Source organism: Janthinobacterium sp. GW460-12-1-14-LB5, from assembly GCF_059423585.1.
On sequence record NZ_JBWKYD010000012.1, the window covers coordinates 191,237 to 200,715 of the forward strand.

Annotated in this window: 5 protein-coding genes; all 5 read left to right on the forward strand. The window is 65.6% G+C overall.

Going from position 1 to position 9,479, the window contains the following annotated elements; translation table 11 throughout:
• Positions 1-20: 20 nt before the first annotated feature.
• The 5 genes from AC07X6_RS14750 to AC07X6_RS14770 are packed head-to-tail and all read left to right on the forward strand — an operon-like array spanning position 21 to position 9,295.
• Positions 21-1,637, forward strand: coding sequence for a DUF2138 family protein (locus AC07X6_RS14750; RefSeq protein ID WP_494791441.1), 1,617 nt, complete (start codon positions 21-23; stop codon positions 1,635-1,637).
• Positions 1,634-2,308 (forward strand): DUF1175 family protein, encoded by a 675-nt coding sequence (locus AC07X6_RS14755; RefSeq protein ID WP_494791448.1) that lies wholly within the window; start codon positions 1,634-1,636, stop codon positions 2,306-2,308. Before AC07X6_RS14750 ends, AC07X6_RS14755 begins: the two co-directional genes overlap by 4 nt.
• Entirely contained in the window at positions 2,305-6,846 is a 4,542-nt protein-coding gene (locus AC07X6_RS14760; protein WP_494791442.1) for an alpha-2-macroglobulin family protein, read from the forward strand. The genes AC07X6_RS14755 and AC07X6_RS14760 overlap by 4 nt, the downstream gene beginning before the upstream one ends.
• Positions 6,846-8,537: a DUF2300 domain-containing protein gene (locus AC07X6_RS14765; protein ID WP_494791443.1), complete on the forward strand. Its 1,692-nt coding sequence runs from the start codon at positions 6,846-6,848 to the stop codon at positions 8,535-8,537. The genes AC07X6_RS14760 and AC07X6_RS14765 overlap by 1 nt, the downstream gene beginning before the upstream one ends.
• A 29-nt stretch (positions 8,538-8,566) precedes the next feature.
• Positions 8,567-9,295: a YfaP family protein gene (locus tag AC07X6_RS14770; RefSeq protein WP_494791449.1), complete on the forward strand. Its 729-nt coding sequence runs from the start codon at positions 8,567-8,569 to the stop codon at positions 9,293-9,295.
• Positions 9,296-9,479 lie beyond the last annotated feature (184 nt).

Sequence of the window (9,479 nt, forward strand, 5' to 3'; positions counted from 1 at the left end):
GCAGGGTAAAGGGATACAAGGTGCTGGCGAAAAAAGTACTCAATAAAAAAATCCTGGTCGGGGCGCTGGCCGGGGTGGCCGTGGTGGCGGCCGCGCTGGTCGGCTACCGGGTCTTCGGCTGGGGCATGCTGGGGCCGGTCAATGGCCTGAAGCTGGATTTATCGCGGCCCGACGCGCTGGTCCGCACGAAAAGCCTGTCGGCCTTGCCGCGCGACCTGCTGACGGTGCCGCTGGCGCGCGACGTGCTGCGCGAGGATTTCCTGTTCTATTACGAGCAAAGCGAAGACCGGCTGGGCCTCAAGGGCAGTTTGCGCCGCATCGCCTATGAGCATGAATTGGGCTGGGGCGACCAGCTGTTGCGCATGGTGCTGGACCAGCCGGCGGAAGTGGCCCTGTGGCGCGATGCCGACGGCTCGCTCAAGCATTTCGCCATCGCCGTGTCGCGCAGCCAGCTGACGCGCCTGCTGGAAGAGGCGGGCAAGATCGCCTTGAAGGATACGCAGATGCGCGTGGCCGGCAGCTTGCGCGTCGATGGCGGCCAGGTGCCCGTGTATGCGCTCAATTATGCCTACCAGCGCACCTTGCTGTTCGCCGCGCATGGCCAGCGCCTGGTCATCCTGTCCCATCCCGGCATGCTGTATGGCGGCAGCGACGGCAAGCATGGCGATGGCACGGCTGAAAAAATAGTGGCCAACCTGCTGGCGCCGGAGCCGGCGAAACAAAACGTCTTGCATGCGCAATTTCATCTCGACGGCGCCGCGCCCGAGGGACACAGCATCGCCGTCAAGGCCGACTTCCTGTCGTTCGGTTACCAGCCCTTCTTCGGCGCGCTCGAAGCGTTGCGTTTCGATTTTCAACAGGGCGCCTGGCAATCGAAGGTGCTGCTCAATGCCGATAAACTGAAAAACGGTGCTTATGACAGCAGCGCCCTGTGGCCCGTGCTGCCGCATAACCCGAGCGCCTGCTTCAGCGTGCCGGTGGACTGGACCGCGCTGCAGCCCGTGCTCAAGCGACTGGGCGACAAGGCGTCCGAGCCGGTGGCGCCGCTGGCCGGTCACTTGCAAGGCCCCGCCGCCGCGTGCTGGTACGGCACTTCGCGGCTGCATACACCCGTGTTCGTGGCCACGCGCAGCGCGCAGGCCGGCGACGACGCTGTATATGGCAGCCTGTTCGCGGCGGCCATCGGCGGCAAGGACCCCGTGCGCAAGACCACCGGCAAGGACGCCAAAGGTGAGTTCGTGCGCTGGGAGCGCAGCGTCGCCACGGCACTGGGCCAGTCCACGCCGGCGCTGGCCGTGGCCGGCAATACGGTTGTCTTCTCCGCCGACGGCAAGCTGGTAGACCAGGTGCTGGCCGTGCGCCGCAAGCAGGCGCCGGCCGCCAGCGATTTGCTGCCCGATGGCGCGCGCACGATCGGCCTGATCGCACCGGCCTCGCTGGCCCGCTTGATCCAGCTGGAAGCCTTCGATACCCTGCCGGCGAATAATGAACCGGTCTTGCGCGCTGCCGCCAACGAACACCTGGTGCCGCGCCTGAACGCCTTGAAAAAATATCCGCCGCTGCGCATGGTGCTCAAGCGGCAACCAGCCAGCGGCACGTCGTGGGAAACGCTGGAATGGCAGGAGACGGCGCGATGACGGTGCGGCATGCGCGCCGTGCCGCCTTGCGCTGGCTGGCGGGAGGGGCTGCCGCTGTCGCCTTCCCTCATGCCTGGGCCCTGCGCGCGCCCGCCGGGCCGCAAGTGCTGCTGTCGCAAGCCCAGAGCCGCGCGTTCCAGGCCTGGATGTTGCGCATCGTCAATGCGCAGATCGAAAGGGGGCCGTCGCCGCGCTGGACGCACCGCGATTGCGCCGGCCTGGTGCGCTTTGCCGTCAACGAAGCGCTCACCGTGCATGACGCGAAGTGGCTGCATGCGAACGGTATCGCCAGCGACCGGCGCCTGCCGCCCGAACTGGAACTGGACGTGAATCAGGCCGCCCTGCGCAACCGCTGGGTGCAGACGGATGGCAAGGTCGGCCATTTCGTCACGGCGCTGGCGCTGGTGCAGCACAACAGCCGTTTCATCGCCCGCGAAATCAGCCAGGCGCTGCCCGGCGACCTGCTGTTTTTCGACCAGGGCGACGAACAGCACCTGATGGTCTGGATGGGTGCGCGCATCGCCTACCACACCGGCACCGTCACCCCCGACGACAATGGTCTGCGGACCGTCGATATCAAAGAACTCACAAGCTGGAAGGACACGCGGTGGCAACCTGTGGTCAACAATCCGAATTTCGCCGGCGTGTTCCGGCTGGCGTTTTTATCATGAAGCCGATTTTTGTCATGAAGCTGTTCTTTGCCAGCCTGCTGGCGTTGGTGCTCATTGGCGGCGCCTGGGCGCAGGAACGCGAACCGAGCAACTACAGCACCTTCAAGGGCGAGCCCTTCTTTTTGCTGTCCGACGCCAGCTACGGCAGCGTCGACGAGGCGCGCGTGCGCCTGGAAGTGCCCGGGCGCGACATGGGGCGCATGAACCTGGAAGCGTATTCGGGCGCCGACATCGTCGTCTACCGCGTGCCCGAAGCGATGGAATTCCTGAAAAAACAGCGCAATCTGCACCGCATCCAGGTCGAGGGCAATTACCAGGGCGAGGGCCTGGCCAACACCTTGAGCTTTCTGTGGGATAGCTGGTGGAAGCAGTCGCGCCTGGCCTGGCGCAAGCTGTTTTCCGGCGAAGCGCGCCGCGCGGTCACGAAGGAACAGCCGCAACTGGCGACGAATGACGCCATCCGCAAGCCGACCGTATTTGCCAACCACCCGCAGTACAAGCCGATCAAGGGCATGGAGCTGGTCGACAGCTTCCGCTATCCGATCTGGCAGGCCAAGGCCATCGCCCCGCCGAAAGGCGTCAAGCTCGATGGATCGAGCAGCGACTTCATCGTCGCCGGCGCCGGCAACGTGATGATCCCGCTGGGCAAGCGCAAGCCGGGCTTGTACCTGATCGAAGCGATCATCGGCGAGCACCGCGCCACCACCCTGGTGTTCGTCTCGGACACGGTGGCCGTCACCAAGGTCTCGTCCGGCCAGATGCTGGTATGGACGGCGCGGCGCGATACCAGCGCCGCCGTGGCAGGCGCCAGCGTGGCGTGGACGGACGGCACCGGCGTGCTGCAGTCGGCCACCACGGGTGCCGACGGCGTAGCGTCGCTCGAGCGCGGCAGCCCCGAACATACGTATGTGCTGGGCCAGGACCGCGATGGCGGCGTGTTCGTATCCGAGAATTTTTACTACGACAGCGAAATCTATAACACCAAGATTTATGCGGTGACCGACCGGCCCCTGTACCGGCCCGGCGATGAAGTCAACGTCAAGTTCCTGGGCCGCGAATTTACTTCTGCGCGCAACTCGCAGGCAGCAAGCGCAGCACCGGTCAGCTTGACCGTGCTCAATCCGAACGGCACGCCGCTGCTGACGCAAACGCTGCAGCTGTCTGGCGATACGGGCGCCGACACGCGCTTCCGCCTGCCGACGGAAGCCACCGCCGGCGGCTATGAGCTGCGCTTCAATTACAAGGATGGCGTGTATGGCGCGGCCTTCCGCGTAGCCGAATACGTCAAGCCGCACTTTGAAATCAACATCCAGCCATCGAAACCGGAATTCAAGACGGGCGAGGCGGTCAAGGGCAGCATCGCGCTGCGCTACCCCGATGGCAAGCCCGTAAAAAATGCGAAAATGACCTTGTCCTTGCGGGGCCAGCAAAACACCATGGTCGAGGGCGAGCTGCGTTACAGCGGCCTGTTCCCCGTGGCCTTGAAGACCGAGGAAGTGACGAGCGATGGCAGCGGCAATGTGGACTTCACCTTGCCGCCCGCCGCCGATCCCTCTCGCTACATCCTGACCGTGCTGGCGACCGATGGCGCGGCCTACCGCGTCAAGGCGACGCGCGAGCTGATGATAGAACGCTCGAGCAGCAGCTACCAGCTGAAGGCCACGCGCCAGTTTTCCGATCCGGGACAAAACGTGCATTTCGACTTGCTGGCCGACGGCCAGGGCGCGGCCAAGCCCGTGCGCTGGGAGATGGTGCAGCTGGAAAAACAGAGCAAGACCGAGGGCGCCTTCGATCCCAACGCCAAGGGCTGGGACGTGATTTTCCCGGCCTCCGGCTCGTATCAGCTGGCGCTGCGCGACGAACGGGGCAACCTGCTGGCCGCCGCCAGCCACTGGGTCGCCGGCGATGGCGTGCAAACGACGCCGGGCAGCATCGAGATCGTGCTGGACCGCGCCCGTTATCGTCCGGGCGACACGGCCGAAGCCCTGATCACCTTCTCGGACAAGGTCGACCAGGCGCTGTTCACGTTAGAACGCGACAAGGTGGAACACCATGGCTTGATGGCTGGCGCCGCTGACTGGTACCAGGCGAAGCGCGTGGCGCCGCGGCAGTGGAGAGTGCGCATCCCGGTAAAAGAAGAGCATGGCCCGAACATAACGTTCTCGGTGGCCTACACGCGCAATGGCGATTTCGTGTTCGAGAACGCCGGCCTGCAAGTGATCGAGCCGCGCATCGCGCTGCAATTCAAAAGCGACAAGGAAGTCTACCAGCCGGGCGAGAAGGTCACGCTGGATGTCAAGGCGACGTTGGACGGCAAGCCCCTGAGCACCCTGGTGGCGCTGGGCGTGGTCGATGAAATGATCTATGTGCTGCAGCCGGAAATCGCGCCCGACATCGGCGACTTCTTCTATCACCCGCGCCGCAACAACGTGCGCACGACGGCCAGCCTGTCGTTCATCAGCTACGATATGGCGCAGGGCCGCACTGCCGGCGCGCCCGCGCGCCACAATTACAACGAGCGCGGCGTCAAGGTGCTGGAGCGTCCGCGCCGCGACAATATTGACACGGCTTACTGGGCGCCGTCGCTGAAAACCGACGCGAATGGCAATGCGCGCGTGAGTTTTACCATGCCCGACGCGCTGACCCGCTGGCGCATCACGGGCCGTGCGATGGATGAACAGGGACGCGTCGGTCAGCGCACCGCCTATCTGCGGTCGGACAAGAATTACTATGCCAAATGGACTGCGCCCGACTGGATGCGCGCCGGTGACGCGCCGCGCGCCTCGGTGGCCGTGTTCAACCAGACGGGCAAGGAGCAGGCGCTCGACGTCGTTCTTTCCGGCGGGGCGCAGCCGAAGACGGAAAAGCTGTCCGCCAAACCGGGCGTCAACTACGTCGAATTTCCGCTCGCTGCTGGCGCTAGCGGGCCGCTGCGCCTGGAACTGAAGCAGAACGGTAAAGTGGTCGATGCGCTCGATACCGCTATGCAGACGCTGCCCGCCGCCTGGAGCAGCCCGCGTTCGCTGGCGCTGCCGCTCGATGGCGCCACCGGTGATATGCTGCTCAAGCTGCCGGCGGACGCGCGCAATATCCGCGTCTCGTTCGCTCAAGGAGCAGCCAGCCAGTTCGCGCGCATTGCCGACGACCTGATCGACTATCCGTATGGCTGCGTGGAGCAGACGGCGAGCCGTTTGATTCCGCTGGCGCTGGCCACGCAAAGCCTGGGGCCGGACGCCGGCGCCCTGCAAACGCTGCTGACGGCGCAGCGCCTGCGCCTGGTATCCATGGCCGGTCCGAACGCCGTCTTCGGCTGGTGGGGCAACGCCACGGCCGGCAATGCCTTGATGACGGCCTACGCCTATTACGCCGACTGGTACGCGGCGCGCGCGCTGCATATCGAACTGCCGCCCGAGCACTGGAACAAGCTGCTGGCCGTCTACAGCGAACATGGCTTGAAGGATGCGATGGGCGACCGCGCGCTGGTGCTGTGGATGGCGCGCGAGATGGGCTTGCCCACGCAGACGCTGGCAGCGGGGCTGGTGGACGACAGCGCTGGCGCCACCTTGGGCGGCAAGCCGCGCCAGGCGGGCGACAGCGGCAGCCTGCTGCTGGGCGGAGCCCTTGACCGCGAAGCGCAGGCGATGAGCTTTGGCCTGGTGGCGCTGGTCGCCAGCCAGAATGGTATCGCCCTGCCTTCGGCGTTGCAGCAGCAGGTCGCCGATTCCTGGCAGGTACTGCGCGCATCGAAAGCGCCGGTGGCGCAAGCTTTGCTGATGCTGACCGGCGAAGTGCCGCCATCGCAGGCCGACGCGGTGCTGGCCGGTGTGCGCGCCGAAATGCCGACCCTGGACCGCGCGATGACCTTGTTGTGGGTGCAGAAGAAGCTGGGTGGCGCATCGTTCGGCAAGGGGCCGGCCGTCGCGCTGGATGGCGCCTGGCAAAAACGCGACAGCCGCAGCGGCCAGCCGCTGTGGCGCTGGAGCGATGCCAAGGGCGTACCTGATAAATTGCGTCTCGCCGCCCCGGCGCCGGCTGGAACGTTGGCTGTGGTGCAGTACGACAGCTACGCGGCCGAGGCGCAAACCTTGCCGGTCGCCGTCGAACGGCGCATCCTGCGCATGAAGGCGGGCAAGGGCGGCTACACGACGGAGCTGGTCAAGCCGGGCGAGGCGCTCAGCACGGACGCGTTGTACCTCGATGAAATCACCTTGAAAGCGGCGCCGGGCGCGAAGCACCGCTTTGGCTTGCTGGAAGTGGCGCTGCCGCCGGGCGCCATGGTCGAATCGACGACCTGGGGCATGGTCATGGCGGGCGACAAGCCGGCCGCGCTGGAACGCGCGCGCCACACGGAGCGCCGCGACGGTTATGCCGTGCCGATTGAGCCTTTGGCCGGCGAGGTGAGCGTACGCCATCTGCTGCGCTTTGCGCAGAAGGGCAGTTATGTGCTGCCGCCAGCGCGCTTTTACCGCATGTACCAGCCGGAGCAGAAAGCCTTCGAGGGCGGCGGCAAGACCACGCGCGCGCTGAAGGTCGAGTGATGCGCGTGGTACGTGCTGCATTGATGGCGGCCCTGCTGGTGGCCGCACCTGCCTGGTCTGCGTCGCTGGACGTAGCATGGTGGAAGGATGGCAAGACCGAAGTGCGGCAGTTGCGCCAGGGCGGCGCCACGCTGCCACTCTCGCCGCCGTTCGACGGTGCGCGGCAAGTGCCGCTGGCCAGCCTGTGGAAGCTGTTTGTGTATGTCTATGCGAGCGATAACAAGGTGGCGATGCCCGACTACCGCTGCGGCGGCCGTGATCCGGAAGAAGTGTATTGCTGCGATGCGGGCCAGAGCATCGGCCACGACGCGGCACTGGCGCAATCGTGCGGCCCCTTCTTCTCGCCCGGGCGCCTGATGATCACGGCCGCGCCATGGCGCCAGTACTGGACCGCCCGTTTAGGTAGCGTGCCGGCAGGGGACTTTGCCTGGCTGGCGGATCCCGCCCAGCTGGCGCCGGGGCGGCTGGTACGGCTGGATAGCCTGCTGCGCGCGTTGGGCAGCATTCCGGCTGCCAGCCGCGCGGATGCCGAAGCGGCGCTGCTGCGCGTGGTGCTCGATGGGCGCGGCTTTGGTGCGGCGCGCTGGTTCGGCAGCCAGCTGCGCGTGAAGACGTATTCCTGGCACGAGCAGCGCCGGGCCGACGCACGTATCGGCGGCGCGGCCGGCTGGCTGGCCGACGGCACGCCGATCTGGTTTGGCGGCGCGGGTGGCAGCAGCAATGTCTTTGCACAGTGGGCGCCCAGACTGGCCGCCAGCTTGCCGCCAGTGGGCGCGGCCGACGATGGCGGCTGCGTGGTGGTTGATTATTTCAAGCGCTATCCGATCCGTGCCGTGCGCGGCGAGCGTGGCGTGGCTGAACCCGGGCCGCTGAATGGCCGCTACCATGTGCAATTCGAAAATGGCCAGAACCTGGCCTTGCGCAGCAGCGGCGAGTTGATGCTGCTGCAAGAGAAGGGCGGCCGCCCGCAATTGCGCGGGCGCTTTGGCGTCAATGAATATGTGGCGCGGGTGCTTGACCGCGAAGCGAGCGCGAATGAGCCGGAAGCGGCCAAGGCGCTGGCGATTGCCGCGCGCACGTATCTGCAGCAGAACGCCGTGACCGTGGCGGGCTGCCAGCAGATCGCCGACAGCAGCGCGACCCAGCGCGTCAGTCCCAGCCCCGCCACGCCGGCGGCGCTGGCGATTGCGCGCTGGACTGACCAGCTGATCGTCGATGGCGTCACCGTGCGTTATCACAGCAACGTGCCATCCGAGGGCACGATGGCGTGGAGCGAGGCGGTGCGGCAGGCCAGACAAGGCAAGCACTATGATGAATTGCTGGCGGCGGCGTATCCTGGCGGCGCGCTGAGTACCTTTGGCAATACCGGCGCGCGTTGCCGGCGCCTGCCGCAGAACGAGGATTGGCTGGCGCGCTCCTTGCCGCGCTGGCAGCGCGTGCTGCTGCGCGAGGCTGGCTACGAGGCGCCGCCGCAAGCGCCGCTGGTCTGCGCCCTGCAGAGCGGCGCGCCGTATTCGGAGCAGTCGCGCAACCGCATCTTCATGCGCCCGCTGGCTTCGCGCGAAGACCGCATCACCTTGGCCCATGAATATTTACACCTTGGCCTGCGCCATCATCCGCGCGGCCAGGACGAAGAATATGTCGAGCGGCTGGCCCGCCGACTCGTCGACCTTAACCTGGAGGCCCTGTGAGTTTTTATATCCGTTGCGTGATTCCCCTGATGCTGTTGCCACTCTGGGCGCAGGCCCAGGTCGTCATCGATGCGCCGAAGGGCGGCTGGCGCAATTCGGCCGGCGCGCGCGAAGACTATACGCAGGCGGTCAATTACCCTGCCGCCTCGGTCAACCTGCAGCCGGGCCAGGCCGAAACGGCGCAGATACGGGGACGTATCGTGGGCGCCGTCAAGGGCAAGCCCGCCACCCTGGTGGTCAACGGCGTGGCGATGCCGATGGAAGTGGGTGAGGACGGCAGCTATGGGCGGCCGTATGGATTCGGCAGCGGCTCGAATAGCGTGGAAGTACGCTCGCCGGATGGCAGGAGCCGCGCGCGCACCCAGTTTGTCGACAGCTACCAGGGCAAGACGCAGGCGCGCTTGCGCATCGTGCTGTCGTGGGACAGTGCCGGCACTGACCTCGATATGCACGTGGTCACGCCGGACGGTGGCCACGCCTGGTACGGTAATCGTGTCTTGAAAGATGGCGGCGCGCTGGATGTGGACGTGACCACTGGCTATGGCCCGGAAATTTTTTCCAGCGCGGCGCCCCTGAAGGGTAACTATCATGTCTATGTGAATTACTACGGCAGCGGCGAGAACACCGCCATGCTGACTGTCGCGCGCATATCGATCATCACCAACGAAGGCACGCCGCGTGAAAAGCTGCAGAGCTTCCAGGTGCCGATGCGGGCCGCCGGCGAGCTGACCTTGGTGAAATCGTTCGTGTTGCCATAAATGGCTCTTGCGGAGCCGCAGCGCCTTGGCTATAATTCGCCCCCTCGCTGAACGACGCATGCAAATGCAGCGTAAAGTGAGAAAAAAGAAGGAGTTGACGGATGTAGTGAAATGCTTCATACTCTTCCTTCTTCGCAGCTGACAAACACAACGCTTTGTCGATAGCGCGAAAGCAGTAACCGAA